Annotated in this window: 22 protein-coding genes; 7 read left to right on the forward strand and 15 right to left on the reverse strand. The window is 70.0% G+C overall.

All coding sequences use genetic code 11. The features are described from left to right. Positions 1-19: 19 nt before the first annotated feature. Entirely contained in the window at positions 20-1,003 is a 984-nt protein-coding gene (locus tag ACFXP5_RS12615) for a DMT family transporter (RefSeq protein WP_394544872.1), read from the forward strand. A 27-nt stretch (positions 1,004-1,030) separates the two neighbouring features. On the opposite strand, the gene ACFXP5_RS12620 is transcribed toward ACFXP5_RS12615, so the two are convergent. The 3 genes from ACFXP5_RS12620 to ACFXP5_RS12630 all read right to left on the reverse strand — a co-directional run bounded on the left by ACFXP5_RS12620 (position 1,031) and on the right by ACFXP5_RS12630 (position 3,421). Further along, positions 1,031-1,594, reverse strand: a complete 564-nt coding sequence (locus ACFXP5_RS12620) for a YceI family protein (protein ID WP_394544873.1) — start codon at positions 1,592-1,594, stop codon at positions 1,031-1,033. Positions 1,595-1,742: 148 nt separating this feature from the next. Further along, positions 1,743-2,108 carry an FKBP-type peptidyl-prolyl cis-trans isomerase gene (locus ACFXP5_RS12625; protein ID WP_394528764.1) on the reverse strand — a complete coding sequence of 122 codons (366 nt, stop codon included), beginning with the start codon at positions 2,106-2,108 and terminating at the stop codon, positions 1,743-1,745. A gap of 155 nt (positions 2,109-2,263) precedes the next feature. Then, entirely contained in the window at positions 2,264-3,421 is a 1,158-nt protein-coding gene (locus ACFXP5_RS12630; RefSeq protein ID WP_394528765.1) for a PrsW family intramembrane metalloprotease, read from the reverse strand. 47 nt (positions 3,422-3,468) lie between these two features. Here ACFXP5_RS12630 and ACFXP5_RS12635 point away from each other — a divergent pair, with 47 nt between their 5' ends. Continuing rightward, complete coding sequence (locus tag ACFXP5_RS12635) at positions 3,469-4,332, forward strand: fumarylacetoacetate hydrolase family protein (RefSeq protein ID WP_394544874.1); 864 nt, start codon at positions 3,469-3,471, stop codon at positions 4,330-4,332. A 65-nt stretch (positions 4,333-4,397) separates the two neighbouring features. Here ACFXP5_RS12635 and ppk2 read toward each other — a convergent pair whose 3' ends face one another. The 3 genes from ppk2 to ACFXP5_RS12650 all read right to left on the reverse strand — a co-directional run bounded on the left by ppk2 (position 4,398) and on the right by ACFXP5_RS12650 (position 7,790). Then, positions 4,398-5,225, reverse strand: coding sequence for a polyphosphate kinase 2 (gene ppk2 / locus ACFXP5_RS12640; protein ID WP_394544875.1), 828 nt, complete (start codon positions 5,223-5,225; stop codon positions 4,398-4,400). Positions 5,226-5,329: 104 nt separating this feature from the next. Then, positions 5,330-6,802 carry an aspartate ammonia-lyase gene (locus ACFXP5_RS12645; RefSeq protein WP_394544876.1) on the reverse strand — a complete coding sequence of 491 codons (1,473 nt, stop codon included), beginning with the start codon at positions 6,800-6,802 and terminating at the stop codon, positions 5,330-5,332. An 82-nt stretch (positions 6,803-6,884) separates the two neighbouring features. Next, the gene (locus ACFXP5_RS12650) at positions 6,885-7,790 is read right to left on the reverse strand and encodes a phosphodiesterase (protein ID WP_394528769.1); all 906 of its coding nucleotides are present in this window, start codon (positions 7,788-7,790) and stop codon (positions 6,885-6,887) included. A gap of 72 nt (positions 7,791-7,862) precedes the next feature. On the opposite strand from ACFXP5_RS12650, the gene ACFXP5_RS12655 reads away from it, so the two are divergent. Next, positions 7,863-9,452, forward strand: coding sequence for a molybdopterin-dependent oxidoreductase (locus ACFXP5_RS12655; RefSeq protein ID WP_394544877.1), 1,590 nt, complete (start codon positions 7,863-7,865; stop codon positions 9,450-9,452). Between the two features lie 38 nt (positions 9,453-9,490). Further along, positions 9,491-11,635, forward strand: a complete 2,145-nt coding sequence (locus tag ACFXP5_RS12660) for a S9 family peptidase (protein WP_394544878.1) — start codon at positions 9,491-9,493, stop codon at positions 11,633-11,635. A gap of 118 nt (positions 11,636-11,753) precedes the next feature. Here ACFXP5_RS12660 and ACFXP5_RS12665 read toward each other — a convergent pair whose 3' ends face one another. The 3 genes from ACFXP5_RS12665 to ACFXP5_RS12675 all read right to left on the reverse strand — a co-directional run bounded on the left by ACFXP5_RS12665 (position 11,754) and on the right by ACFXP5_RS12675 (position 17,539). Next, the gene (locus ACFXP5_RS12665; protein WP_394528772.1) at positions 11,754-12,782 is read right to left on the reverse strand and encodes a 6-phosphofructokinase; all 1,029 of its coding nucleotides are present in this window, start codon (positions 12,780-12,782) and stop codon (positions 11,754-11,756) included. 95 nt (positions 12,783-12,877) lie between these two features. Next, a complete protein-coding gene (locus tag ACFXP5_RS12670; RefSeq protein ID WP_394528773.1) occupies positions 12,878-15,037 on the reverse strand; it encodes a DEAD/DEAH box helicase in 2,160 nt (719 codons plus the stop codon). A 243-nt stretch (positions 15,038-15,280) separates the two neighbouring features. After that, complete coding sequence (locus ACFXP5_RS12675; RefSeq protein ID WP_394544879.1) at positions 15,281-17,539, reverse strand: heavy metal translocating P-type ATPase; 2,259 nt, start codon at positions 17,537-17,539, stop codon at positions 15,281-15,283. Between the two features lie 105 nt (positions 17,540-17,644). Between ACFXP5_RS12675 and ACFXP5_RS12680 the strand changes: the two genes are divergently transcribed. Both ACFXP5_RS12680 and deoC read left to right on the forward strand, forming a co-directional pair. Further along, positions 17,645-19,015: an MFS transporter gene (locus ACFXP5_RS12680; protein WP_394544880.1), complete on the forward strand. Its 1,371-nt coding sequence runs from the start codon at positions 17,645-17,647 to the stop codon at positions 19,013-19,015. A 10-nt stretch (positions 19,016-19,025) separates the two neighbouring features. After that, complete coding sequence (gene deoC, locus ACFXP5_RS12685) at positions 19,026-19,742, forward strand: deoxyribose-phosphate aldolase (protein ID WP_394544881.1); 717 nt, start codon at positions 19,026-19,028, stop codon at positions 19,740-19,742. An 18-nt stretch (positions 19,743-19,760) separates the two neighbouring features. Here the strand turns inward: deoC and ACFXP5_RS12690 are convergent, their stop codons facing one another. Genes ACFXP5_RS12690 through ACFXP5_RS12710 form a run of 5 tightly spaced genes read right to left on the reverse strand, consistent with a single transcriptional unit; the run spans position 19,761 to position 23,146 of the window. Continuing rightward, positions 19,761-20,726 (reverse strand): bifunctional riboflavin kinase/FAD synthetase, encoded by a 966-nt coding sequence (locus tag ACFXP5_RS12690; protein ID WP_394544882.1) that lies wholly within the window; start codon positions 20,724-20,726, stop codon positions 19,761-19,763. After that, positions 20,723-21,172 carry a hypothetical protein gene (locus ACFXP5_RS12695; protein ID WP_394528778.1) on the reverse strand — a complete coding sequence of 150 codons (450 nt, stop codon included), beginning with the start codon at positions 21,170-21,172 and terminating at the stop codon, positions 20,723-20,725. Before ACFXP5_RS12695 ends, ACFXP5_RS12690 begins: the two co-directional genes overlap by 4 nt. A gap of 41 nt (positions 21,173-21,213) precedes the next feature. After that, entirely contained in the window at positions 21,214-21,582 is a 369-nt protein-coding gene (locus tag ACFXP5_RS12700; RefSeq protein WP_394528779.1) for a hypothetical protein, read from the reverse strand. Then, positions 21,579-22,475, reverse strand: coding sequence for a tRNA pseudouridine(55) synthase TruB (gene truB / locus ACFXP5_RS12705; RefSeq protein WP_394544883.1), 897 nt, complete (start codon positions 22,473-22,475; stop codon positions 21,579-21,581). The genes ACFXP5_RS12700 and truB overlap by 4 nt, the downstream gene beginning before the upstream one ends. Beyond that, positions 22,475-23,146, reverse strand: a complete 672-nt coding sequence (locus ACFXP5_RS12710; protein WP_394544884.1) for a nucleoside/nucleotide kinase family protein — start codon at positions 23,144-23,146, stop codon at positions 22,475-22,477. The genes truB and ACFXP5_RS12710 overlap by 1 nt, the downstream gene beginning before the upstream one ends. 38 nt (positions 23,147-23,184) lie before the next feature. On the opposite strand from ACFXP5_RS12710, the gene ACFXP5_RS12715 reads away from it, so the two are divergent. Further along, positions 23,185-24,054: an HhH-GPD family protein gene (locus ACFXP5_RS12715; protein ID WP_394544885.1), complete on the forward strand. Its 870-nt coding sequence runs from the start codon at positions 23,185-23,187 to the stop codon at positions 24,052-24,054. 100 nt (positions 24,055-24,154) lie between these two features. Here ACFXP5_RS12715 and rbfA read toward each other — a convergent pair whose 3' ends face one another. After that, positions 24,155-24,595 (reverse strand): 30S ribosome-binding factor RbfA, encoded by a 441-nt coding sequence (gene rbfA, locus ACFXP5_RS12720; protein ID WP_394528783.1) that lies wholly within the window; start codon positions 24,593-24,595, stop codon positions 24,155-24,157. Positions 24,596-24,662: the final 67 nt, after the last annotated feature.

A 24,662-nucleotide genomic window follows, 5' to 3' on the forward strand; every position in this document is an offset into this window, starting at 1 on the left:
GGGCGCTTAGAGTCGGCGCGTGAGCAGCTCCGCAGCATCCCCCTCCCAGGCCTCGGTCGCCGTCCAGTTCGCGCTGACCGGCATCATCTGGGGTTCGAGCTTCCTGTTCATGAAGGTCGCCCTGACCGGAATCGCCCCCGCACAGGTCGCGTGGGGGCGCCTCGTGCTCGGTGCCCTCACCCTCGGCGTGTTCGTCGTGCTGCGGCGGGAGCGACTGCCGCGCACGCTGACCCTGTGGCTGCACCTGGCCGTCGTCGGGGTCGTCTTCTGCGTGCTCCCGTTCCTGCTCTTCTCCTGGGCGCAGCAGTACGTCACTTCCGGGCTCGCGAGCATCTACAACGCCGTCACCCCGATCATGACCGCGGTGATGGCGTGGGCGGTCTTCCGCGTGGAGCGGCTGAAGGCCGTGCAGATCGCCGGCATCGCGCTCGGCGCACTCGGCGTCGTCGTGATCGTCGGGCCCTGGCAGGGTCTCGACCTCGACCAGAGCCTGCTCGCCCAGGGCGCGATCCTCGCGGCGACCGCCTGCTACGGCTTCGGCCTGGCGTACATGCGCCGCTTCCTGTCCAACAGCGGGCTCTCGCCGCTGAGCTTCGCCTTCTCCTACATCGCGCTCGCCGCGGCGGTGATGGTGCTGCTCACCCCGTTCATCGCGGTCGGGCCGATCCGGTGGGATCCGTGGGTGGTCGGCAGCATGGTGCTCCTCGGATGCTTGGGCACCGGCGTCGCCTACATCTGGAACCAGAATGCGCTGCGCGCCTGGGGACCGACCCGCGCGTCGACGGTGACCTACATCACCCCGGTCGTCGGCGTCGTGCTCGGGATGGTCGTGCTCGGCGAGCCCCTCGCGTGGAACGAGCCGCTGGGCGCCGTCGTCGTCTTCCTCGGCATCCTGCTCGCACAGGACCGCCTGCGTCGCCGGCGCCCCTCGCCCGCCTTCGCCCCCTCGGGCACGGCCGCGCCCGGATACGACGAAGGGCGGACGCCGAGGCGCTCGCGATGAGTGCCGGCATCCGCCCTTCGGATCGGATCAGTCCTGCGAGAGCGAGCCCTGCAGGTCGAGCTCGATCGTGACGTCCTTGCCAACGAGCACGCCGCCGGTCTCGAGCGCGGCGTTCCAGGTCAGACCGAAGTCCTCGCGGTTGATGACCGTCTTGGCGGTCGCGCCGGCCTTGTAGTTGCCCCACGGGTCGACACCGAAGCCACCGAAGTCGAAGGCGAAGGTGACGGGCTTGGTGATACCGCGGATCGTGAGGTTCCCGTCGACGAGCATGTCGCCGTTCTCGATGCGCACACCGGTGGAGTGGAAGTCCATGGTCGGGTACTTCTCCACATCGAAGAACTCGGCCGAGCGCAGGTGCGTGTCACGACCCTCGTCCTTGGTGTCGATGGAGGAAACGTCGACCGAGGCCTCGACCTTGGTGTCGAGCGGGTTCTCGGGGGCGATCAGGGTGGCGCTCTTCAGGCCGAAGGTGCCGCGCACCTTCGAGATCATCATGTGGCGCACGCTGAAGGTGACCTCGCTGTGTGCGGGGTCCAGCACCCAGGTGCCCGCCTTGTAACCCGGAACGTCGAACGTGGTGGTGTCGGTCATGATTCTCCTCGAGTGGTGGGGATGCCAGTCGGACGGCATCGTCGGCACCAACCCGCATTCGGTTGAATGTATTCCATCCCGCCCGCAAACGACGAACCCGGGGGCCACTGGCCCCCGGGTTCGCGGGTGGTTCGAAGGAACGCTCGGATCAGCCGACGGCGATCAGATCGATCACGAAGATCAGCGTCTTGCCGCCGAGGAAGTGGCCACCGGCGGGCCCGTACGCGAGCTCCGGCGGGATGACGAGTTCGCGGCGACCGCCGACCTTCATACCGGGGATGCCGTCCTGCCAGCCCTGGATGAGACCGCGGAGCGGGAACTGGATGCTCTCGCCGCGCCCCCAGGAGGAGTCGAATTCTTCACCGGTGTCGTACTCGACACCGAGGTAGTGCACCGTGACGGTGTCGCCGGGCTTGGCCTCGGCACCGTCTCCCACGGTGATGTCGCGGATGACCAGGTCGGTCGGCGCGGGCCCCGTCGGGGCTTCGATCTCAGGCTTAGTCGCATCAGTCATGGCAACCATCCAAGCATGCGGGGCGGCCTCGGAGCACCCCTTGACAGTCCTCAGCGCCCGGTGCCGCGGCCATGCCTGCGTGTCTCCCGGGCGCTGAGTTGACTGGGTTTCAGGATGCTCCGCGCCACCCCGCCTGTCAAGGGCCCGCCGAGAGGTCAGGGTGCGAGCAGGGCGGAGCGGGCGGCCGTCGCACGGGCGAGGAGGTCGCGCTCGTCGGAGACGGCCTGCGGATCACGCCCCGAGATGGCCCGCTGCCGTGCGGCGGCGAGCGCCGTGGCATCGGAGATGAAGGCCTTCATGACCGGAGCCCGGTCTCCACGCAAGGTGCGCGCCCAAGCCACGGCCGAGCGACGGCCGGGGCCGGTGGCGAGCATGTCGACCTCCTGCGGGGTGAACCAGCCGGCGGCGGCGTACTCCCCCAGGCGGGCGCGGGTGAGGCGCGACTCCTCGCGGCGCAAGAGCACGATCGCGAGGATGAACAGGGCGAACAGCGGCACCTGCACGGTGACGTACAGCGCGAAGAAGTCGAAGAGCACGGCGGAACCGTTCCACAGCGCGTGCAGGACGATCGCTCCCAGCAGCCCGACGACTCCGTAACGCAGTGCCGCCCCCGCCGGCAGTGCCCGCCGGGCGGCGAGGCCGAAGGCGAAGCCGGTGAGCGCGGTGAACATGACGTGCGCGAACGGAGACAGCACCGCCCGCAGGAAGAAGGTGGCCGAGGTCTGGGCGACCCCGCCTTCGAGGAAGCTGATCGCGAAGTACTGGATGTTCTCCGTGAAGGCGAAGCCCGCTCCGATCAGCGCCCCGTAGACGATGCCGTCGACGGGGCCGTCGAAGGACCGACGGGCCGCGGCGTAGATCAGGAAGAGTCCGAGACCCTTCGCGGTCTCCTCGACGATCGGCGCCTGGACGACCGCGGAGGAGAAGTCCGAACCCTGACCGAAGACCAGGGTGAGCGCGAGGTCGACGCCGAGGGCGATCGCCACCGAGGCGATCGCCCCCCAGGCGACGGCGAAGACGAGCAGTCCGCGCGGCTCGGGCTCCCAGCGGTCGATGAGGCGCACCGCGAACCAGACCACCACGAAGGGCACGACGGCGAGGATGACGCCGATGAGGGATGCTGCGGGGCCGAGGAAGCGCACGAAGTAGGCGATGAGCGCCAACAGCACCAGGCCGAGCACGGCGCCGACCCAGATGAGAGCAGCACCCGTCCGGCGTGGGCGGGCGCCGCCGACGGCGGACGCGCTCGGCGTCGGGGGGATGAGCGCGCCGGACGCGCGCTCCGGCTGGGAGAGCGACGAGGGGAACGACATGCGCCCAGCCTAGGTGGGCCGACCGCGACGCCCGATAGCGTGGACGTATGCGGTTCGCCCACGTCCGGTCATCGTCCGACCTTCCTCCCCGCCTCGTCGTCGTGCAGGGCGAGGTGGGCGCTTTCGTCGACGAGTTCTTCCCCGGAGCGCCGGGCACGCTGGATGCCCTCATCGCGGGCGGGGACGCTCTGCTCGAGCGGGTGCGCGGCGCTGCGGAGGAAGCATCCTGGTACCCCCTGGACGGCGTGTCCTATGCCGCGGCGATCCTCGCTCCCCCGGTCGTGCTGGCGATCGGGCTCAACTACTCGGCCCACTCGGGCGAACTCGGACTGAAGACCGACTCGACCCCGACCGTCTTCGTCCTGTGGCCGAACTCCCTCAGCGGGCACGACCAGATCACCGCATGGCCGCGCTCCCTGAGCGAGTCCGTGGACTACGAAGCGGAGTTGGGGGTCATCATCGGACGCCCGGCGAAGAACGTCACGGCCGATGACGCACTCGACCACGTCTGGGGGTACACGGTCGTCAACGACATCACCGCCCGGGACATCCAGTTCTCCGAGGCGCAATGGTCACGGTGCAAGTCCTTCGACGGCTTCACCCCGACCGGACCCTTCGTGGTGACCGCCGACGAGATCCCCGACCCGCAGGACCTGCACATCTGGACGGTCGTGGACGGCCGGATGGTGCAGGATGCCTCCACCGGACAGATGGTGCGTTCGGTCGCCACGCTGATCGCGCACCTGTCGCAGTCGGCGACGCTGCTTCCCGGCACGCTCATCTCGACAGGCAGCCCGGGAGGCGCCGGCTACTCCCGCGACCCGCAGATCTTCCTCCGGGACCGCTCGAGCGTCACCGTCGCGGTCGACGGGATCGGCGAGCTGACGACCCACTGTCGCATCCTGGACTGAGCGCCGGGGTCAGCGCACCGTGGTCACAGCCGCGGGATCACAGCGCGGAGATCACAGCGCGGAGATCACAGTGTCGCGGCGTGGTCGGGCACGAACTGGTGGTTCTCGATCGGCGGCCGGACGGCCTCCGCCGCCTGCGGCCGGTCGGGGAAGTGCACGGCTTCGGGCTCGAGGTGGTCGTAGGGGATCTGGCTGAGCAGGTGGTTGATGGTGTTCAACCGGGCGGCACGCTTGTCGTCGCTGTTGATCGACCACCACGGTGCGTCGGCATGGTCGGTGGCCTCGAACATCGCGTCCTTCGCCCGGGAGTAGTCCTCCCACTTGGTGATCGACAGCAGGTCGGTGTCCGAGAGCTTCCAGCGGCGCATCGGGTCGTTCAGTCGCGACCGGAACCGCTTCTCCTGCTCCACGTCGGAGACGGAGTACCAGTACTTGAGCAGGATGATCCCGTCCTCGACCAGCATGCGCTCCACCGTGGGCACCTGCTCGAGGAAGCGGTCGTACTCCTCGTCGGTGCAGTAGCCCATGACCTTCTCCACGCCCGCCCGGTTGTACCAGGAGCGGTCCATCAGCACGATCTCGCCCTTGGTCGGGAGCCGCTCGAGGTAGCGCTGGAAGTACCACTGCCCCTTCTCGCGCTCGCTGGGCTGCGGCAGTGCCACGACGCGCGCGGTGCGCGGGTTGAGGTACTGCGTGACCCGCTTGATCGCCCCGCCCTTGCCGGCGGCGTCACGGCCCTCGAAGATCACGAGCACGCGGGCACCGACGGCGGTGACCCACTGCTGCATGCCGACGAGTTCGATCTGGAGCCGCTCGAGCTCCTTCTCGTACTTCTTCTTGTCGACGCGCGACACCTTGTCGTGCTTCTTCTTGGACTTCGTCTTGTCGGCCACGGGACTCCTCGGGGGTCGGTCGTGATCGACCGTCCTCCGGGCATGCACCGAAGTCAACCCGCCCCGGATTTCCCGTCGATCCGCTCAGGAGCGTGCTACGAGGCTCACTCCTCGGCGGGAGCGACGACGTCTTCTGCGGAGCGGATGATCGGGATCGCCTCGGTGATGGCCTCCAGGCCCGACAGCCGCTTGGGCGAGATCTGCTTGATCACCTCGGCACGCGACAGGAGGCCGGCCTCGACCACCAGATCGGCGACGTTGCGTCCCGTGAGCAGAGCCGTCTTGGCGAGTGCTGCCGCCGCGGCGTAGCCGATGAAGGGGGTCAAGGCGGTGACGACGCCGACCGAGGATCCGACCATCGCGCCGAGCCGCTCACGGTTGGCGGTGATGCCGTCGACGCAGTTGACCCGCAGGGTCCACATGGCCCGCTCCATCCAGGTCATCGACTGGAAGATCGAGTGGGCGATCACGGGCTCGAACGCGTTGAGCTGCAGCTGACCGCCCTCGACCGCCATGGTGACCGTGAGGTCGGCCCCGGTGACGGCGAAGGCCACCTGGTTGACCACCTCGGGGATCACCGGATTGACCTTGCCCGGCATGATGCTGGAGCCGGCCTGACGGGCGGGGAGGTTGATCTCCCCGAGGCCCGCCTGGGGACCGCTGGACAGCAGCCGCAGGTCGTTGCAGATCTTCGAGAGTTTGATGGCGTTGCGCTTGAGCGACGAGGAGAACGACATGAACGACCCGGTGTCGCTCGTCGACTCGACGAGGTCGGTCGCCGTCGCCAGGTCGAGGGACGAGATCTCGCGGAGGTGGCGCAGCACCGCCTTGCCGTAGGCGTGGTGGGCGGTGATCCCGGTGCCGATCGCCGTCGCGCCCATGTTGACCTCGGACAGGAGGTAGGCGTTCTCGGTCAGGCGGTGGTAGTCCTCGCCGAGGGTGGTGGCGAAGCCGTGGAACTCCTGGCCGAGGGTCATCGGCACAGCATCCTGCAGTTGCGTCCGGCCCACTTTCAGAACGTCGTGGAACTCCTCGGACTTCGCCAGGAACGCCTGACGCAGCAGCGACAGCTCGGTGAGCAGGGTCTTCAGGTTCAACGACAGCCCGACCTTGATCGCGGTCGGGTAGACGTCATTGGTCGACTGGCTGCGGTTGGTGTGATCGATCGGCGAGAGGAACGCGTAGTCGCCCTTGGGGCGGCCCGCCTCCTCCAGCGCGATGTTGGTGATGACCTCGTTGGCGTTCATGTTCGTCGAGGTGCCCGCGCCGCCCTGGATGACGCCGACGACGAACTGGTCGTGGAACTCGCCGTCGATGACCCGCTGGGACGCCCGGTCGATGAGGCCCGCGCGCTCCGCGTCGAGCACGCCGATCTCGAGATTCGCCCGGGCCGCTGCCTGCTTGACCATCGCCAACCCGCGCACGAGGTCGGGGTAGACGGAGATGGGACGCTGCGAGATCGGGAAGTTCTCCAACGCCCGGGCGGTGTGGATCCCCCAGTACGCGTCGGCGGGGATCGGCAGGGATCCCAGCGAATCGGTCTCGATACGGGTGCGCGTCTTCGCGTCCAGGGCCATGTGCATCCTTGTGGGTCGCAGCGGGTGAGGGTGTCTCGAGCCTATCGACACCCCCCGCCGGCCACTCGGATTCTCGGCAGGCTCAGCGTTTGCGCGAGAACCGTTCGAGGCGCTGCTCGGGGCTCAGTTCCGCCATCTCCTGCACCCAGGCGGCCGTGAAGAAGTCGGCGGTCTGCGCGGTCGCGACCGGCACGACGGCGTGGGTGATCGTGTCGTCGTAGACATGCACGAGGTGGAACGACTGACCCGCATCCATCCCGTTCACCTCGACGCCGGGACGCGCGAGGTTCATCGTGTAGCAGGTGGCGGCCGACACCGACACCGGCACCCCGGCGAACGTGCCGCTCGTGGAGTAGTGCAGGTGTCCGGCGAGGATACCGCGCACGTCGGTGCCCGCGATGATCTCGGCGAGCGCGGGCTGCTCGCGCAGCTCGAGGATGTCGAAGAACGGGATGTGCGTCGGCAGCGGCGGGTGGTGCATCGCCAGGAGGGTGCCGAGAGGGGCGGGGGTGCTCAGAACCTCGCGCAGCCAGTCCCGCTGGGCCGCGTCGATCAGGCCGTGATGCCAACCGGGAACGCTGGAATCCAGCGCGATCACGCGCAATCCGCCCAGATCCCACACCCCCGTCACCGGCTCTTGGGTGGGCTCGCGACCGAGCAGGTCGCGGTGCAGGGCGGGGCGTTCATCGTGGTTGCCGGCGACCCAGACGACCGGCGCGCCCAGACGCTCGGCGACAGGGTCGACCGCGGCACGCAGGGCGGCGTAGGCCTCCGGCTCGCCGAGGTCGGTCAGATCCCCCGTGAACACGAGAGCATCGGGGCGGATGCCGAGGTCCTCCACCGCGCGCAGTGTCGCGGCGAGCTGCGCCGCGGTGTCGTAGACCCCGCCCAGGCGACGGTCTCCGGCGAGCAGATGCGTATCGCTGAGGTGCACGATCACGCGTTCCGCGGGGGCGTGGGAACCGAACTGCACGGGCGCGTCCACCATGCGCCCAGCCTAGGCGCACCATCCGATACCGCCCCGGCGTCGAATAGCCCTCGACAAGAACGGGAGGGCGCCATGCCCGCACGCCGCAAGAGATTCTTCGCCTGGGCCGCTCTGGCCGGCATCGTCGCCGCCGCCGGCTTCCTGGCCGCGGCGGAGCTCGTCGCCCTCGTGGCAGCCCCCTCCGCGAGCCCGCTCCTGGCGGTCGGATCGTTCGTGATCGACATCGTGCCGCAGCCCCTGAAGGAATTCGCGATCTCGACCTTCGGCGAGTACGACAAGATCGCGCTGCTCGCCGGTCTCGCCCTCGCCGTCGTCGTGGCCGCCGCGATCGCCGGCGTCGTCGAACTGATCCGTCCGCCGCTCGGATCCGCGCTGTTCGTGGTCGCCGGCATCCTGTCCGGAGCAGCGATCCTCACCCGCGCCGGTGCCACCCCGCTCGCGGTGCTGCCGCCGCTCGCCGGAACGGTCGCCGGCGTGGTGCTGATGTTCCTGATCGGCCGGCGACTGCGACGGTGGCGCGATGCGGTGGCCGAGCCGCAGCGTCAGCTCGATGACACCGACGCCGCCGACGAGGCGAAGATCCCGACACCGCGTTCGAGCCGCCGTGGCTTCCTGCAGCTCACGATCGTGACGGCCGCAGCATCCGTCATCGTCGGTGTCGGAGCACGCATCGTGTCGGCCACCACCGCGTCGGTCACCGCGGTGCGCGATGCCCTCACCCTGCCCGCCTCGCGGTCCACCGTCACGATCCCCGAGGGCGCCGAACTGGACGTTGCCGGCATCACGCCGCTCATCACGCCCAACGCGGACTTCTACCGCGTCGACACCGCCCTCACCGTGCCCTCGATCGACCCCGCCACGTGGCGGCTCGTCGTCGACGGGATGGTCGACCAGCGTGTCGAGCTGAGCTTCGACGACCTGGTCGCCCTGGGCCTCGACGAATACGGCGTCACCCTCACCTGCGTGTCGAACGAGGTCGGCGGCGGCCTCGTCGGCAACGCCATCTGGCAGGGTGTACCGATCCGCGACATCCTGCGGATGGCGGGCGTGCAGTCGGGCGCCGACATGGTGTTGTCCACCAGCGTCGACGGCTACACCGCCAGCACCCCCCTGGACGCGCTCACCGACGACGGGCGCGACGCGATCTTCGCGGTCGCCATGAACGGCGAGCCCCTCCCCCTCGAACACGGCTTCCCCGTGCGCATGGTGGTGCCCGGACTCTACGGCTACGTCTCGGCGACCAAGTGGGTCACGGAGCTGAAGGTGACGACGTTCGCCGAGGACGAGGCCTACTGGACCCCTCGCGGGTACAGCGCCGAGGCCCCGATCAAGCTCTCCTCGCGCATCGACACCCCCCGTTCGGGAACACCGGTCGACGCGGGCACCGTCGCGATCGCGGGAATGGCGTGGGCGCAGACCGTGGGGATCGAACGGGTGGAGGTGTCGATCGACGACGGCGAGTGGCAGCCGGCGACCCTGTCGACTCCCATCAACGCCGACACCTGGGTGCAGTGGTACCTCGAATGGCAGGCCGAAGCCGGCACGCACTACGTCACGGTGCGCGCGGTGAACGCGAATGGCGAGCAGCAGATCGAGGAGCGCGCGCCCATCGCGCCGAACGGTTCCTCCGGATGGCAGCGCACCCTCGTCACCGTGCGCTGAGCCGCGCCGAGCCGGCGGCGCTCGGCTAGCGTGGAGAGGTGACCGACACCGACGCTCAGCCCGTTCCTCCCGCAGCCGACCGCCGCCCGATCACCCGGACGCACCACGGTGACACGTTCGAGGATCCGTACGAGTGGCTGCGCGCCAAGGACGACGCCGAGGTGATCTCCTACCTCGAGGCCGAGAACGCCTACACCGACCTGCGGACCGCGCATCTCGCGGGCCTGCGCGAAGAGGTGTTCCAGGAGATCAAGGGCCGCACGCTCGAGACCGACCTGTCAGTGCCGGTGCGCCGCGGCGCGTGGTGGTACTACGGGCGCACGGTCGAGGGCAGCCAGTACGGCATCCAGTGCCGGGCGCCGCTCGCTTCTCCCGACGACTGGACACCCCCCGTCCTCTCCCCCGACGAAGCCGTGCCGGGTGAGCAGATCCTGCTCGACGCGAACGTCGAAGCCGCGGGCAACGAATTCTTCTCGCTCGGCAGCTTCGAAGTCAGCAACGACGGTGAGCGGATGCTGTACGGCGTCGACCTCGCGGGAGACGAGCGCTACACGGTGCGCGTGCGCGATCTGAAGACGGGCGAGAACCTCGCCGACGAGATCCCCGGCACGTTCTCCGGTGCGACGTTCTCCCCCGACGGGCGCTTCATCATCTACACGACGGTCGACGACGCGTGGCGCCCCGATACGGTGTGGCTGCACGAGGTCGGCACCCCCGTCACCGACGACCGCAAGCTCTTCACCGAGCCGGACGAGCGCTACTGGGTCGGCGCGGGCTTCACCCGCAGCGACCGCTACCTCGTGATCGGCGTGGGCTCGTCCATCACCTCCGAGGAGTGGCTGGTCGACGCCGACGACCTCACCGCGGAGCCCCGCGTGATCTGGCCGCGCAAGGACGGCGTCGAGTACTCCGCCGATCATGCGGTCGTCGACGGCGAGGACGTCCTGTACATCCTCCACAACGACGACGCTCTGGATTTCGAGCTCGTCCGGGCCGCAGCATCCGATCCCGACGGCGAGCGCCACGTCGTGATCGCCCACCGTGCGGGTCAGCGACTGCTCGACGTGGACACGTTCCGCGACTGGGCGGTCGTCGGGTACCGGAGCGGAGGCCTCGCCCGCCTCGGCATGCTGGACTACGCGAGCGACGAGGTGCGCGAACTGCAGTTCGACGAGCCGCTGTACAGCGCCGGCACCGGCAGCAACGCCGAGTGGGCACCGCCGCTGCTGCGCATCGGCTACGGCTCGTTCGTCACTCCGGGCACGGTCTACGACCTCGACATCGCCACCGGCGAGCTGCTGCTGCGCAAGCGCCAACCCGTGCTCGGCGGGTACGACCCCGCGGACTACGGTCAGGCGCGGGTGTGGGCGACCGCCCAGGACGGCGCCGAGGTGCCGATCTCCCTGGTGTGGAAGCGCTCGTTCGGCGACGCGGGAGTCGCTCCCCGGCCGCTGCACCTGTACGGGTACGGCTCGTACGAGCACTCCATCGAGCCCGGCTTCTCGGTCGCACGGTTGTCGGAGCTCGATCGCGGCGTCGTGTTCGCCGTCGCGCACGTGCGTGGCGGCGGCGAGATGGGCCGGCAGTGGTACGAAGACGGCAAGACGCTGACCAAGCGCAACACCTTCACCGACTTCGTGGACTGTGCCCTGCACCTCATCGACGGCGGGTACACGACGGCCGACCGGATGGTGGCCGAGGGCGGCAGCGCCGGCGGCCTGCTGATGGGCGCCGTGGCGAACCTGGCGCCGGAGCTGTTCGCGGGCGTGCTCGCCGACGTGCCGTTCGTGGACGCGCTGACCTCGATCCTCGACCCCTCGCTGCCGTTGACGGTCATCGAGTGGGATGAGTGGGGCGACCCGCTGCACGACGCCGAGGTGTACGCGTACATGAAGTCGTACTCGCCGTACGAGAACGTCCGGGAGGGCGTCACGTACCCGAAGATCCTCGCGGTCACCTCACTCAACGACACCCGGGTGCTGTACGTCGAACCCGCCAAGTGGGTGGCGCGCCTGCGCGAAGTGGGCGCGGACGCGCTGCTCAAGTGCGAGATGGTCGCCGGCCACGGCGGCGTGAGCGGGCGCTACAACTCCTGGCGCGAGCGCGCCTTCGAACTCGCGTGGTTGCTCGACGTGCTCGGCCTCGCCGCCGCGGCACCCGACGACGCGAGCTCGGCCGCTTAGCGGCGGCGGTGGTGCGCCGTTTGCACGGCGGACCGCGCCGTCGTCGCCCCACCCGCCTCTCCGGTGCACACCAGCCCCACCGGTCGTGCGAACGTCGCACGACCGGTGGGGGCGGGGGTCAGCCGAAGAGGGCGGCGGCCTCTTCGTAGCGGTAGAGCGGCACGGTGTTGAGCTCGCCGAGAGCGTCGGCGAAAGGCACGCGCACGATGTCGGTGCCGCGCATCGCGACCATCTGGCCCCACGCCTCTTCCGCGAGCGCGTCGGCGGCGTGCAGACCGAGGCGGGTGGCGAGCACCCGGTCGAAGGCCGAGGGCGAGCCGCCCCGCTGGATGTGCCCGAGCACGGTGGAACGCGTCTCGACGCCGGTGATCCGCTCGATCTCGGGGGCGAGCACCTCGCTGATGCCGCCGAGGCGCGGGCGGTTGAAGGCATCCAGTCCCTTGTCGCTGAACGCCTCCCCCATGCCGGTGAGGGTGAAGCCCTCCGACACGACGACGAGCGGGGCACGGCCGCGGTCGTGGGCGCGCGAGACCTGCTCGCAGATGTCGTCGATCGACATCGGCACCTCGGGGATGCAGATCACGTGCGCGCCGGCGGCGACGCCCGCGTGCAGGGCGATCCATCCGACGTGGCGCCCCATGACCTCGGCGACCATGCACCGCTGGTGGGAGTCGCCGGTGGTGCGTAGGCGGTCCATCGCGTCGGTGGCGATGTTCACGGCGGTGTCGAACCCGAAGGAGTAGTCCGTCGCGCGCAGGTCGTTGTCGATCGTCTTCGGCACGCCGATGACGTTGATGCCGTCCTTCGCGAGGCGGTCGGCGGCAGCGAGGGTGCCCTCGCCCCCGATCGCGACGATGCCGTCGATGCGGTGCCCGTAGAGGGTCTTCGCGATGTTCTCCGCCCCGCCGCGCACCCCGTCGTAGGGGTTGGTGCGGCTCGTGCCGAGAATGGTGCCGCCGATCTTCGACAGCCCCTTCACCTCGTGACGCGTCAGCGGGAAGAAATCGGCGTCGACCACGCCGCGCCAGCCGTCACGGATGCCGACGAACTCGATGTCGTAGTTCGTCGTGCCTTTCAGCACGATTCCGCGGATGACGGCGTTGAGTCCCGGGCAGTCGCCGCCGCTGGTCAGGATGCCGATCTTCATAAGCTGTGGTCCTCGCTGTATCGGGTGAGAGAGCCGGCGACGTTGCCACCCTCACCCTGCCACATTTGCCGTCGCCCTCCGGGTGCGGCGCCGATTCACTCCCCGCCGAGGGCTCGGCGCAGCAGGTGCATGAGCGCGCTCAGCTGCATCGAGTCGCTCGAGCCCGGGTCGACGGCTTCGCCGTCGAGGGCGCGCTGCGCGAGACCCTGCTTCGAATCGATCAGCTCGGCGATCTTCGTGTCGATCGTGTGCGCGGCGATGATCCGCCACGCCGTGACCGGCTCCTCCTGACCGATGCGGTGCACGCGGTCGATCGCCTGGGTCTGCTCGGCCGCGGTCCAGCTCAATTCGGCGAGTACCACGTTGGAGGCGGCCTGCAGGTTGAGGCCGACACCGGCGGCGGTGAGCGAACACACCGCGATGCCGACGCCAGGGTCGGTGTTGAACGCGTCGATCGCGTCCTGCCGGACGGGCGTCGACTGATCGCCGCGGATCGAGACGGTGCGCAGGCCCGCCGACGCGAAGTGCGCCTCCGCAGCATCCATCACGTCGATGTGCTTCGCGAAGAACACCACCTTGCCCACCGAGCGCTGCAGCTGCACGGCGTAGTCGGCCGCGAGGTGCGCCTTGGCCTGGCCGATCTTGCGCACCATCGTGAAGACGTTGTCGCCGCCGCTGCCGGCGGCCTTCGACTCCTCGAGCTCGTTGGCGGCGACGAGACGCACGATATCCTCGTCGATCTCGCCCGGCGCGAGGCCACGATCTCCCCGCGCCTCGATGATGCGGCGGTACCGACCGGCGAGGCGTTCGGCGAGCTCGCGCTCGGCCTGGCGGATCGAGCGACCGAACTCGTCGTCGAGCTCGACCGGCAGGTCGGCGATGAGCTTGTCGGGCAGGTCGGCGGCGACGTCCTTCTTCTTGCGCCGGACGATGCCCATCGAGATGACGGCTTCGCGGGCTTCGGGGTAGAACGCCTTGTCGGCGGGCGTGAGACCGGTCGCGTCGAGCTTCTCCATCAGCTCGGGCCCGGGCTTCTCCCCCGTGGTCCAGCCGAGGAAGCGCCAGATCGCGTCGAAGTCCTCGACGTCGTTGATCAGGGGGGTTCCGGTCAGCGCGAGCATGAGGGGATCGCGCACCTGTTCGCGGATGCGGCCGGCGAGCGCGAGCACGTTCTGCGAGCGCTGCGAGCTGAGGTTCTTGATGAAGTGGGCCTCGTCGACGACCATGCCCTTGAGGCCGATCGAGCCGAGCCACGCGAGATGGCGGTCGAGGATCTCGTAGTTGACGATGAAGATGTCGGCGAAGGCGTCCATGTTGCGCCCGTCGCCGGTGACGACCGTCGCGCGGCGCTGGGGCGTCCAGCGGTTGACCTCGCGCACCCAGTTCATCTTCACGACGTTGGGAACGACCGCCAGCAGGGGGTACGCGTCGGCGACGGAGGCGGCCAACACCGACTCGGCGGTCTTGCCGAGTCCGGGCTCATCGGCGAGCAGGAAGCTGCGGTGACCTTCCCGGACGGACTCGAGGAAGCGCGACTGGTGCGCCATCACGTCGAGGCCCTTGGGCGAGATGTGATCGAACTCGGGAACGGGGGGCAGTTCCATGGATGCTGCCGACCCACCGGCGCCCATTTCGAACGCCTTGTAGAGCGGACCCATCAGCTCCCAGCCGTCGAGACGGCGACGCGCCGAGCTGGGCGGGGTGTGGCCGGTGAGGTCGGGCGGGAGGAACGGGTTCGCCATCTGGCGCGCCTCGATCGCGACGGGCACGACCTGGCGCTCGGCCAGGGCGGCGGGCACGACCTGCTGCGTGGCGGGGGCGACGTCGGTGATGATGAGCTCATCGGGGGCGAGTTCGGCACCCGACTCGAGCAGCCAGTCACGGCGCATCCGCCGGGCGACCGGGGAGGCGGCCTGATCGACCTCGAGCAGCTGGATGAGCGAGGTGTCGCGCGCGGCGGTCTTGGCGAGGATCGTGGCGACGCCGTCGAGGCGCTTGAGCAGCTCGGAGCGGGCAGCGTCGGCGATCTCGGTGTCGGCCTTGACGCGGGCGCGCTCTTCGCGCACCAGGAACGCGATGACCTGGAACTTCACCCGGTTGGTGGGTCCGAGTTTGCCGCGCTGGGCCTTGGCTTCGACCTCCCGCACCTTGCGGGCGAGGATCGGGATGACGGGGGCCTCGTCGTCGCGTCGCGCGGACGAGGTCTTCTTGCGGCGCCCAGAAGAATTCTGCGCTGCGGTTGCCGTGCTCGGCATGCTCCTCCTGAGCGTCAGCCGGATCGTCCGGCGAAGACCGGTCTGGCCGGTGTTTGTGCGAGTCCCGCGGGAGGCCGTAGCCGTGACGCGCGCGGGAGGGGAAACCGGACGATCGAAACCCACGGCTGAGCGGGCTGCGGCGGCATCCGGGGTGCGATCCCCGGCGCTCAGTCTACCGGCACTCGGGAGGTGCTCCGCCCCCGGACGGCGCGAGACCGTCTCGGCCGTGTCGCGGGAGGCCGCTCAGCGAGCGCGCCGCAGGCGCAGGCTGTTGAGCACCACGAACACACTGGAGAACGCCATCGCCGCCCCGGCGAGCATGGGGTTGAGCAGTCCGAGAGCGGCCAGCGGGAGGGCAGCGACGTTGTAGGCGAAGGCCCAGAAGAGGTTGCCGCGGATGACCCGCATCGTGCGTCGGCTGAGGCGCAGCGCCGTCAGGATTCCGCGCGGGTCGTCGGCGACGAGGGTGATGTCCCCGGCGTGCATCGCGGCGTCCGCGCCGCCGCCCATCGCGATCCCGAGGTCGGCCGCCGCGAGCGCTGCGGCATCGTTCACGCCGTCCCCGACCATCGCGACGACCCGCCCCTGCGAACGCAGGCGTTCGATCTCGGCGAGCTTTCCTTCCGGCAGCACTTCGGCACGGACCGTCTCGATGCCCAGATCGGATGCGACGGCCTCGGCGATCGCGCGACCGTCGCCCGTGAGCAGCACGACGTCGATTCCCGCCTCACGCAGCTCGCGCACCGCGTTGGCGCTCTCGGGGCGGAGAGTGTCGGAGATCTCGAAGACGGCGCGGGCGCGGAGCTCGCCGTCTTCGTCCTCCCCACCGGCCACGACGACGGTCCCGCGGGATCCGCCCTCGGCGATGGCGGCGGTCAGCGCGGGCGAGACCTCGGCACCGAGGTCCACGGCCAGCTCGGGACGGCCGGCGAAGGCCCGCCGTCCGTCGACCCGGCCGGTGACGCCGCGACCGGGCAGCGCCTCGGTGGCGGTCGCCGGCGTGCCGGGGCCTGCCGCGGCGGCGATCGCGCGGGCGATCGGGTGCTCGGAGCCGCGTTCGAGGGCGGCGGCGATACGCGTCGCATCGACAGCATCCGTCCCCTCATCCGTGACGACGCGAACGAGCGACATGGCGCCGCGGGTGAGCGTTCCGGTCTTGTCCAGCACGACGGTGTCGACGTGCTCGGCGGCTTCCAGCGCCTCGGGGCCGGTGACCAGCACCCCGAGCTGCGCCGCACGCCCGGTGCCAACGAGGATCGCGATCGGTGTCGCGAGTCCGAGGGCGCACGGGCACGCGATGATCAGCACCGCGACGGCCGCGGTGAACCCGGCGGCAATCGGCTGACCCGCGAGCAGCCACCCGACGAGCGTGGCGACGGCCAGGACGATGACGATGGGCACGAAAACGGCGGAGATGCGGTCGGCGAGGCGCTGGACGCGGCTCTTTCCCAGTTGTGCCTCTTCGACCAGGCGGGCGATGTGCGCGAGGCGGGTGTCGGCCCCGACGGAGGTCGCGCGAACGACCAGGCGTCCGCCCGCGGCGAGGGTGCCGCCGGTGACGGACGCGCCCGCCTCCACATCGACCGGCACGGACTCGCCGGTCACCATGCTCTGATCGATCGACGCGGTGCCTTCCACGACGATCCCGTCGGCGGCGAGTCGGCCGCCGGGTCGGACGACGAAGAGATCACCGGCGGCGAGGTCGCCGATCGGCACCGTGGTGCCGTCGGTGAGTTCGACCTCTTTCGCGCCGAGCTCCATGAGCGAACGCAGAGCTGCGCCCGCGCGTCGGGTGGAGCGCTGCTCCACGAACCGACCGAGCAGGAGGAAGACCGTGACGGCTGCAACCACCTCGAAGTACACGAGCGCGGTGGCGTCGTGAACGGGGCCGAACAGCACGACGTCGTGACGCAGTCCGATCTCCCCCGCCGATCCGAAGAACAACGCCCACGTGCTCCAGAGGTACGCGGCGAACGTACCGAGCGTGATGAGGGTGTCCATGGTCGCTGCACCGTGGCGGGCGTTGCGCAGCGTGGCGCGGTGGAACGGCCATCCGCCCCAGAACAGGATCGGCGTCGCCAGAGCGAAGGACACCCACTGCCACCCGGGGAACTGCAGGGCAGGGATCATGCCGAGGGCGACGACCGGGATCGCGAGGGCGAGGGTCACCAGGAGACGGGTGCGGAGCGGGGTGGACCCGGCGGCATCCTCACTCTCGTGGACGTGACCGCCGGAAGCCTCGTGGTGCTGGTGCTCCACGCGCAGCCGGGCGTCATAGCCCGCGGTGCGCACCGCCGCAACGAGGCGTTCCGGGTCGAGCGAATCGGGGTACACGACGCGCGCGGACTCCGTGGCGAGGTTCACGGCGGCCTCGACACCCTCGACGCCCCGCAGCTTCTTCTCGACGCGCGCCACGCAACTCGCGCACGTCATCCCCTCGATCTCGAGGACACCCGTGCGCGTCGAGTCCTGAACGCCGTCGGTGATGATGCCTTTGCTCATGAGAGCCTCCTCGGCCGTGAGAACAGCATACCCCCCAGGGGTATTCCTGTCCGGGCCCCCCAGGCTCCTCCCGCCGGGGGTGCACCGCGTCCTACAGTGGGGTCCATGGCCGCAACAACGACGACGACGACCCGTGATCAGCGACTCGTGCTGACCATCGCGATCCTGGCGTCGTTCGTCTCCTTCCTCGACGGCACCGTGGTCAACGTGGCGCTCCCCGCCATCTCCCGCGATCTGGGCGGGGGCCTCACCACCCAGCAGTGGGTCGTCGACGCCTACCTCATCACCCTCGGCGCCCTCATCCTCGTCGCCGGCTCGCTGAGCGACGTGCTCGGGCGACTCCTCGTGCTGCGCATCGGACTGATCGGGTTCGCCGTCACCTCGATCGCGATCGGCCTGGCACCCACCCCCGAATTCCTCATCGTCATGCGCGCCCTCCAGGGCGTGGCCGGGGCGCTGCTCGTGCCGAGCTCACTCGCCCTGATCACGGCGAACTTCCGCGGACCGTCCCAGGCCAAGGCGATCGGGGTGTGGACGGGCGCGACGACGGTCGCCATGATCGCCGGTCCCCTCATCGGCGGGCTGTTCGTGGACCTGTTGTCGTGGCGCCTGGTGTTCTTCATCAACATCCCGCCGATCCTGTTGACCCTCTGGCTGCTGCACGTACTGCACCACCCCGACCACCGCCGAGAGGGTGCGCGCGTCGACCTCTGGGGGGCGATCCTCTGCACGGTCGGACTCGGTGGTTCGGTCTTCGCCCTGATCGAGCAGTCCCGCCTCGGCTGGGGCTCCCCGATCATCTGGGGATCGATGACGATCGGACTTCTCTCCTTCGCCGGGTTCCTCGTGCGCGAGCGGTTCGCGAAAGACCCCATGATGCCGCTCGGGCTGTTCCGCGCGCGCAACTTCTGGACCGGCAACCTGGCGACCGCGTTCATCTACGGCGCGTTGTCGCTCAACGGGTTCGTCGTCAGCGTCTACCTCCAGCAGGGCGCGGGACTGGGCGCGACCGAGGCAGGGCTCGCCTCCCTCCCGAGCACGATCCTGATGATCCTGCTGAGCTCGCGGGTAGGCGCCCTCGCCGGCCGCTGGGGTCCGCGGCTCTTCATGACCGTCGGTCCTCTGCTGATGGCGGTCGGCGCCCTGCTCCTGCTCTTGGTGCGCCCGGACTTCGACTACTGGACCCAGGTGCTTCCGGGAGTGCTCGTCTTCGGCTTCGGACTCACGATCACCGTCTCGCCCCTCACCTCGGCGATCCTGGGCGCCATCGACATCGAGCAGTCCGGCATCGCCTCGGCGGTGAACAACGCGGTCTCCCGTGTCGCGGGCCTCATCGCGATCGCCATGGTGGCCGTCATCGCCGGCGGGTCGCTGGACCTCGACGGCTTCTACCGGGCGGCCGTCGTCACCGCGATCCTCATGGCGGCGGGCGGGGTGATCTCGCTCCTCGGGATCCGAAACCCGCGGCACGCGTAGGCTGGACGGCATGTCGACCCTGTCCGAGCGCGAGCTCGCTGCCACCATCGATCACGCCATCCTGAAGCCCGAATTGACCCGGGCCGAGGTCGATGTCGATCTCGACATCGCCGCCGAGTGGGGCGTTTTCAGTGTGTGCGTCCGCCCCTCCGACATCGCCTACGCGGTGCGCCGGCTCGACGGCAGCGGCGTCGCCGTCGGCACCGTGATCGGCTTCCCGCACGGCACCACCTCCACGGCCGCGAAGACCGCTGAGGTCGCCCGGGCCCTCCAGGACGGCGCGAGCGAAGTCGACATGGTCGTGAACATCGGCTTCCTGCGGTCGGGTTTCGACGATGCCGTCGTCGACGACATCCGGGCTGTGGTGGATGCTGCGGACGGCCGCGTGACGAAGGTCATCCTCGAGACCTCCTACCTCGATGAGGATCTCATCGCCCGCGGCAGCCGGCTGACGGAGGCGGGAGGCGCCGCCTTCGTCAAGACCTCCACCGGTTTCGGCGGCGGCGGCGCCACCGTCGAGCACGTGCGCATCATGCGGGCGAACGTCAGCCCCGCGGTGCAGGTCAAGGCCTCGGGCGGGGTGCGCAACCTCGCTGCGGCTCTCGCGATGATCGAGGCGGGCGCCTCGCGCCTCGGAACGAGCGCGAGCGCCACGATCCTGGGTGAGGCGCGAGCGATCGCGGCCGGCGAGGGTCCCACCGGCGCCACCGACACCGCGTCGTACTGACGCCCCCGGTCGGAGCTCTCAGGTCGCGGTGAGAACGCCGCGTACACGCTCGACGTCGTCGGCCATCTGGGCCGTCAGCGCGTCGACGCCTTCGAAGGCCACCATGCCGCGGATGCGTTCGACGAAGCGCACCTGCACTCGGTGCCCGTAGAGGTCGAGATCGTCCTCGTCGAGGACGTACGCCTCGACCTGACGCGCTTCGACGTCGTCGAACGTGGGGTTGCGCCCGACACTGATCGCCGCGGCGTACCGGGTGCCCGGTCGGAGGCCGTCCGCTGATCCCTCGTCGATGAGCCACCCCGCGTACACACCGTCGGCGGGGATGAAACCTTCCGCTTCGGGCGACAGATTGGCTGTCGGGTACCCCAGTTCTCGGCCCCGCTTCAGGCCGTGCACGACCTCGCCCCAGACCGACGGCGTGCTGCCCAGCAGCTTGGCGGCGCCTGAGACGTCTCCCGCCTCGAGCAGTTCCCTGATCCAGGTGGAGGAGACGCGCCGATCGGACTCGACGGCTCGCACGTCGTCGACGACGTCGACCGTGAACCCGAAATCCGCCCCCATCGAGCTCAGCAGGGCGGCATCGCCGGCTCCGCCGCGACCGAAGCGGAAGTCGCGCCCGACCAGGACGGTGCGAACCCCCAGAGCGCCCACCAGCACGTGGCTGACGAACTCCTGCGCGTCGAGGGAGGCGAGGCGCTCGTCGAAGGTCAGCACCAGCGTCGCGTCGACGCCCGCGCGCTCCAGGAGCGCAATCTTCTGGTCCACTCCCACCAGCGAGGGCGGGCAGAGCTCGGGGCGCAGCACACTCAGCGGGTTGCGGTCGAAGGTGACGGCGACGACCCGCGCGCCCGTGGCGGCAGCATCCACCTTGGCCCGGTCGATGACGGCCCGGTGCCCGACGTGGACACCGTCGAACTTGCCGATCGCGACGACCGAGGGGCCGAAACCGGCGGGGATCTCGGCGGGGTCGCGGAATGTGATCACCAGGACGACCTCTCGCGGGGCTCGGTGACGGCGACCGCTGCCTCGTGTCCGGGTCGGTGCGTCACGAGCCACCAGATCCCCACGAACGGCAGTACGAGGGGGATGAAGACGTAGCCCGAGCCGAACCACGACCAGACGGTCTCTTCGGGGAACAGGTCGTGGCGGACGAGGCTGAACACGCCCACCACCAGCACCCCGATCAGTTCGAAGGAGATGGCGCCCCACGCCACGGCGTACCAGAAGCGGGACGCGGAGAACACGAGCGCGAGCGTCGCGACGATGTAGACCGCGGCCGAAACCGCGGACAGAGTGAAGGCCAGCGGGGCGGAATCGAAGCGCAGCACGATCTGAACGAGCGACCGCCCGGTCGCCGCGAGGGCCAGGATCGCGTAGACGACGACGAGCACCCGGCCGACGCCGGTGATCGATTGCTTGGGGGGTGCCATGTCCCGTCAATCTTAGATCGGCTGGACGCGGGGCCGCCGGGTCACGCCAGCTGCACGGTCCAGATCACGTTCATCCGCCACACCATGATCGCGACGGATGCCGCGGCGATCCCCATCACCACGGTGCTCCAGCGGCTGCGTTCCACGAGCGCCCAGGCCACGCCCGCCGGGGGGATCAGGGCTGCGGAGACGAGGTACACCCAGAACTCCAGGGCGCTCCCGGTCGGGGGGTTGCCGGCGAAGGGCGAGACGATCGCCACGACGATCTGACCGATCAGCAGCACCTCGATGAGGGCGAGGCCGCCGACCGTCACGTCTCCGGGCCGGCGCCCGGCGAGTCCGGCGATCAAGGCGAGGAGGGCGGCAGCGCACGCCACCACGATCTGCACGATCGTGAACCAGAAGATCATGCCGCGGCCCCCGTCGGAAGGTTCATCACGCTCTTGACGTCTTTCCCGCGCCGCTCGACCACGCCGATCATCACGCCGTCCGGGTCGATCGCGGCCGCGCGGGGCGTTGCGAGTCTGGTCGCTGCGCCCAGCAGCCGTCGGCCCTCGCGGAGGTCAGCCGCCTCGACCTCGGTGACGTGCAGCGCGCCCAGCACGATGGTGCCCACCTCGGCGGGGCTGAGCAACGGCGCCGCCGCGAGGCCGTCGAGGGTGACAGCATCCGTCACGGAGAACGGCCCGATCCTCGTTCGCCGAAGGGCGGTCAGGTGACCGCCGATTCCCAGCGCCTCGCCGAGATCCCGGGCGAGGGCGCGCACGTAGGTGCCGCTGGAGACGTCGACGGTGACGTCGAGTTCGATCATCTCGTTCACGCGTCGCCGTTCGACGACCTCGAATCGCGACACCACCACGTCGCGGGACGCGAGTTGCACCTCGACGCCAGCGCGCGCCAGGTCGTAGGCGCGTCGGCCGTTCACCTTGATGGCCGACACGGTGGTCGGCACCTGGGAGATCTCCCCCGTCAAGGCGGCGATGCCCGCATCGATCAGCGCATCGTCGACGGCGTCGACCCGCTCGGGCGCGGCGCGCTCCACGATCTCGCCGTCCGCGTCGTCGGTGTCGGTCGTCGCTCCCAGTGCCAGAGTGGCGGTGTAGGTCTTGTCCGCGCCGACGATGAAGGTCAACAGGCGCGTAGCGGCGTCGACGCCGAGCACGAGCAGACCCGTCGCCATCGGGTCGAGGGTGCCGGCGTGGCCGATCTTGCGGGTGTTGCGCGCCTTGCGGGCACGCGAGACGACGTCGTGGCTCGTGATCCCCGCGGGCTTGTCGACGAGCAGCATCCCCCCGGCGGGCATCAGCAGAAGTCTCCGAAGATGCGCACCGGCGCATCGGGGAAGGAGTTGTCCACGATCGCGGAGGCCGCCGTGCGCGGGTCGGCTTCGCGCGCGTACAGGGCCTGGCCGCCCCGGTAGCGCGCGTTCGACTCGGCCTCGGGGTCGGGGTCGGCACCGTCGCGCTCCGCCAGGCGCGCGGCCGCGATCGAGGCGGGCACGTGCAGCCAGAGCGACCAGTTCCAGATGCCGCGCAGCTCGGGGCGGTGCAGGAAGATGCCATCGACGATCAGCACGGCGTCGGCGGGCGCATCCTGCGCCTCCGCGGTCACCGGTTCATCGCGGTCGAGGTCGAACGCGGCCGTGCGGAACGGGCCGGAACGCGAGCGGAACGGTTCGATCAGCAGGCGGCGGAACGCGCCGTCGTCGTAGGAGTCGAGGTAGAAGCCCTGCGGCGAATCGCGTCCGCGGGCGTAGCGTTCGGCGCGCGGACGATGGAAGTCGTCGATGGATGCGGTGAACACCGCGCTGCCGTCCTCGGCGAACACCCGGGCGAGCGCCTCGGCGAAGCGCGTCTTGCCGGCGCCGTCGACCCCGTCGACACCGATGATGACGCGGCCCGAGGGGTAGTGCTGGCGTACCTCGTCGCGCAGTTCGTGCAACAGGGTGTCTGCGGTATCGGTCGGAGGCGCCATCGTTCCAGCGTACGACGCGTGCACCGTACGCTGGAGCGATGCCCGACCTCGCCCCTGCGCTGCAGCGGTGGTACGGCGAACACGCGCGCGATCTGCCCTGGCGTCGCCCGGGTTTCGGCGCGTGGGGCACGCTGGTGAGCGAATTCATGCTGCAGCAGACGCCGGTGGCGCGAGCGATCCCCCACCTCGAGGCGTGGCTGGAGCGGTGGCCCACCCCCGCAGCGCTGGCGGCGGAGCCGCCGGCTGAGGCCGTCCGGCAATGGGCGAACCTGGGCTATCCGCGCCGGGCGCTCTGGTTGCACCGAGCGGCGGTGCAGATCCGCGACGTGCACGGCGGCGTGGTCCCCCGCGCCGTCGACGACCTCCTCGCCCTCTCCGGGATCGGCGACTACACGGCGCGCGCCGTCGCGGTGTTCGCGTACGGAGACCACCATCCCGTCGTGGACACCAATACGCGGCGGGTGCTGGCGCGGGCGATCGGGGGCCGGGCGCAACCGGGCGCACCGTCCCGGCGCGACCTCGCCGACATGGCGGCGATCCTGCCCGACGACATCGCGGCGGCCGCCGTGGTGAACGCCGCCACCATGGAGCTCGGCGCGACCGTCTGCACCGCTCGTTCGCCGCGCTGCCAAGTGTGCCCGCTCGCCGAGCAGTGCCGCTGGCGCGAGCTCGGGTATCCCGACACCGGCGACACCCGCAAGCGGCAGGCCCGGTACGAGGGCAGCGACCGGCAGGCCCGCGGTGCGGTGCTGCGGATGCTGCGGGACACGGCGCCCTCCCCCGTTCCGCTCGCTGCTCTCCTGGCCGACTGGCCCGACCCGCATCAGCGCGATCGGGCCATCGACTCCCTCATCGCCGACGGCCTCGCGGAAGCATCCGACGGTGTCATCCACCTCCCCCGCACCTGACCGCCGCGCACGAGGCTGAAACGCACGTTCCCTGTCACGAAGTGCGAGTGCTACTCGCGTTTCGTGACAGGGGAACAGGGGTGGTGCGGATGCTGGGCGCTCAGGCCTCTTCGTCGTCCTCGAACTCGCGAGGCTTGACGTACGGGTCGGCGTCCCCGGCGTAGACGGCTCCCGCGGCGAGGCCCGCCACGGAGGCGTCGCGCTCGCGCGCTTCGCGCAGCAGGTGGGCGATGTGGTCGGCGTTCTCGGGGATCGCGTCGGGGATGAACTCCAGCGACGGGGTCAACCGCACCGAGAGCTGCTTACCGACCTCTGAGCGCAGCATCCCGGTCGCCGCTTTCAGGGCCGCAGCCGTGTCGGCGCGTTCCTCGGGGGTGCCGAGCACCGTGTAGAACACGGACGCGTGCTGCAGATCACCGGTGACGCGCACGTCGGTGATCGTGACGAAACCGAGGCGCGGGTCGCGGAGGCCCTTCTCGAGGCGCTCCGCGATGAGGACGCGGATGCGGTCGCCGAGTCGTGCTTGCCGTTCGTTAGCCATCTCTTCTTCTTCTTCCTTCCTCCACCGTGATGGAGGAGACAATCCACGACCAGGCGAGGTTCAGGGT

Source organism: Microbacterium hanjuni (genome assembly GCF_043556395.1).
In the GTDB taxonomy this organism is placed as follows: domain Bacteria; phylum Actinomycetota; class Actinomycetes; order Actinomycetales; family Microbacteriaceae; genus Microbacterium.

What these genes read in the sequence shown, in the direction of transcription:
- ACFXP5_RS12670 (WP_394528773.1), bottom strand. Translation starts at nt 15,037, where the DNA reads ATGCCGAGCACGGCAACCGCAGCGCAGAATTCTTCTGGGCGCCGCAAG.
- ACFXP5_RS12715 (WP_394544885.1), top strand. Translation starts at nt 23,185, where the DNA reads ATGCCCGACCTCGCCCCTGCGCTGCAGCGGTGGTACGGCGAACACGCG.
- ACFXP5_RS12655 (WP_394544877.1), top strand. Translation starts at nt 7,863, where the DNA reads ATGCCCGCACGCCGCAAGAGATTCTTCGCCTGGGCCGCTCTGGCCGGC.
- ACFXP5_RS12680 (WP_394544880.1), top strand. Translation starts at nt 17,645, where the DNA reads ATGGCCGCAACAACGACGACGACGACCCGTGATCAGCGACTCGTGCTG.
- ACFXP5_RS12695 (WP_394528778.1), bottom strand. Translation starts at nt 21,172, where the DNA reads ATGGCACCCCCCAAGCAATCGATCACCGGCGTCGGCCGGGTGCTCGTC.
- ACFXP5_RS12645 (WP_394544876.1), bottom strand. Translation starts at nt 6,802, where the DNA reads ATGGCCCTGGACGCGAAGACGCGCACCCGTATCGAGACCGATTCGCTG.
- ACFXP5_RS12630 (WP_394528765.1), bottom strand. Translation starts at nt 3,421, where the DNA reads ATGTCGTTCCCCTCGTCGCTCTCCCAGCCGGAGCGCGCGTCCGGCGCG.
- ACFXP5_RS12710 (WP_394544884.1), bottom strand. Translation starts at nt 23,146, where the DNA reads ATGGCGCCTCCGACCGATACCGCAGACACCCTGTTGCACGAACTGCGC.
- rbfA (WP_394528783.1), bottom strand. Translation starts at nt 24,595, where the DNA reads ATGGCTAACGAACGGCAAGCACGACTCGGCGACCGCATCCGCGTCCTC.
- ACFXP5_RS12665 (WP_394528772.1), bottom strand. Translation starts at nt 12,782, where the DNA reads ATGAAGATCGGCATCCTGACCAGCGGCGGCGACTGCCCGGGACTCAAC.
- ACFXP5_RS12700 (WP_394528779.1), bottom strand. Translation starts at nt 21,582, where the DNA reads ATGATCTTCTGGTTCACGATCGTGCAGATCGTGGTGGCGTGCGCTGCC.
- truB (WP_394544883.1), bottom strand. Translation starts at nt 22,475, where the DNA reads ATGCCCGCCGGGGGGATGCTGCTCGTCGACAAGCCCGCGGGGATCACG.
- ACFXP5_RS12625 (WP_394528764.1), bottom strand. Translation starts at nt 2,108, where the DNA reads ATGACTGATGCGACTAAGCCTGAGATCGAAGCCCCGACGGGGCCCGCG.
- deoC (WP_394544881.1), top strand. Translation starts at nt 19,026, where the DNA reads ATGTCGACCCTGTCCGAGCGCGAGCTCGCTGCCACCATCGATCACGCC.
- ACFXP5_RS12620 (WP_394544873.1), bottom strand. Translation starts at nt 1,594, where the DNA reads ATGACCGACACCACCACGTTCGACGTTCCGGGTTACAAGGCGGGCACC.
- ACFXP5_RS12635 (WP_394544874.1), top strand. Translation starts at nt 3,469, where the DNA reads ATGCGGTTCGCCCACGTCCGGTCATCGTCCGACCTTCCTCCCCGCCTC.
- ACFXP5_RS12650 (WP_394528769.1), bottom strand. Translation starts at nt 7,790, where the DNA reads ATGGTGGACGCGCCCGTGCAGTTCGGTTCCCACGCCCCCGCGGAACGC.
- ACFXP5_RS12675 (WP_394544879.1), bottom strand. Translation starts at nt 17,539, where the DNA reads ATGAGCAAAGGCATCATCACCGACGGCGTTCAGGACTCGACGCGCACG.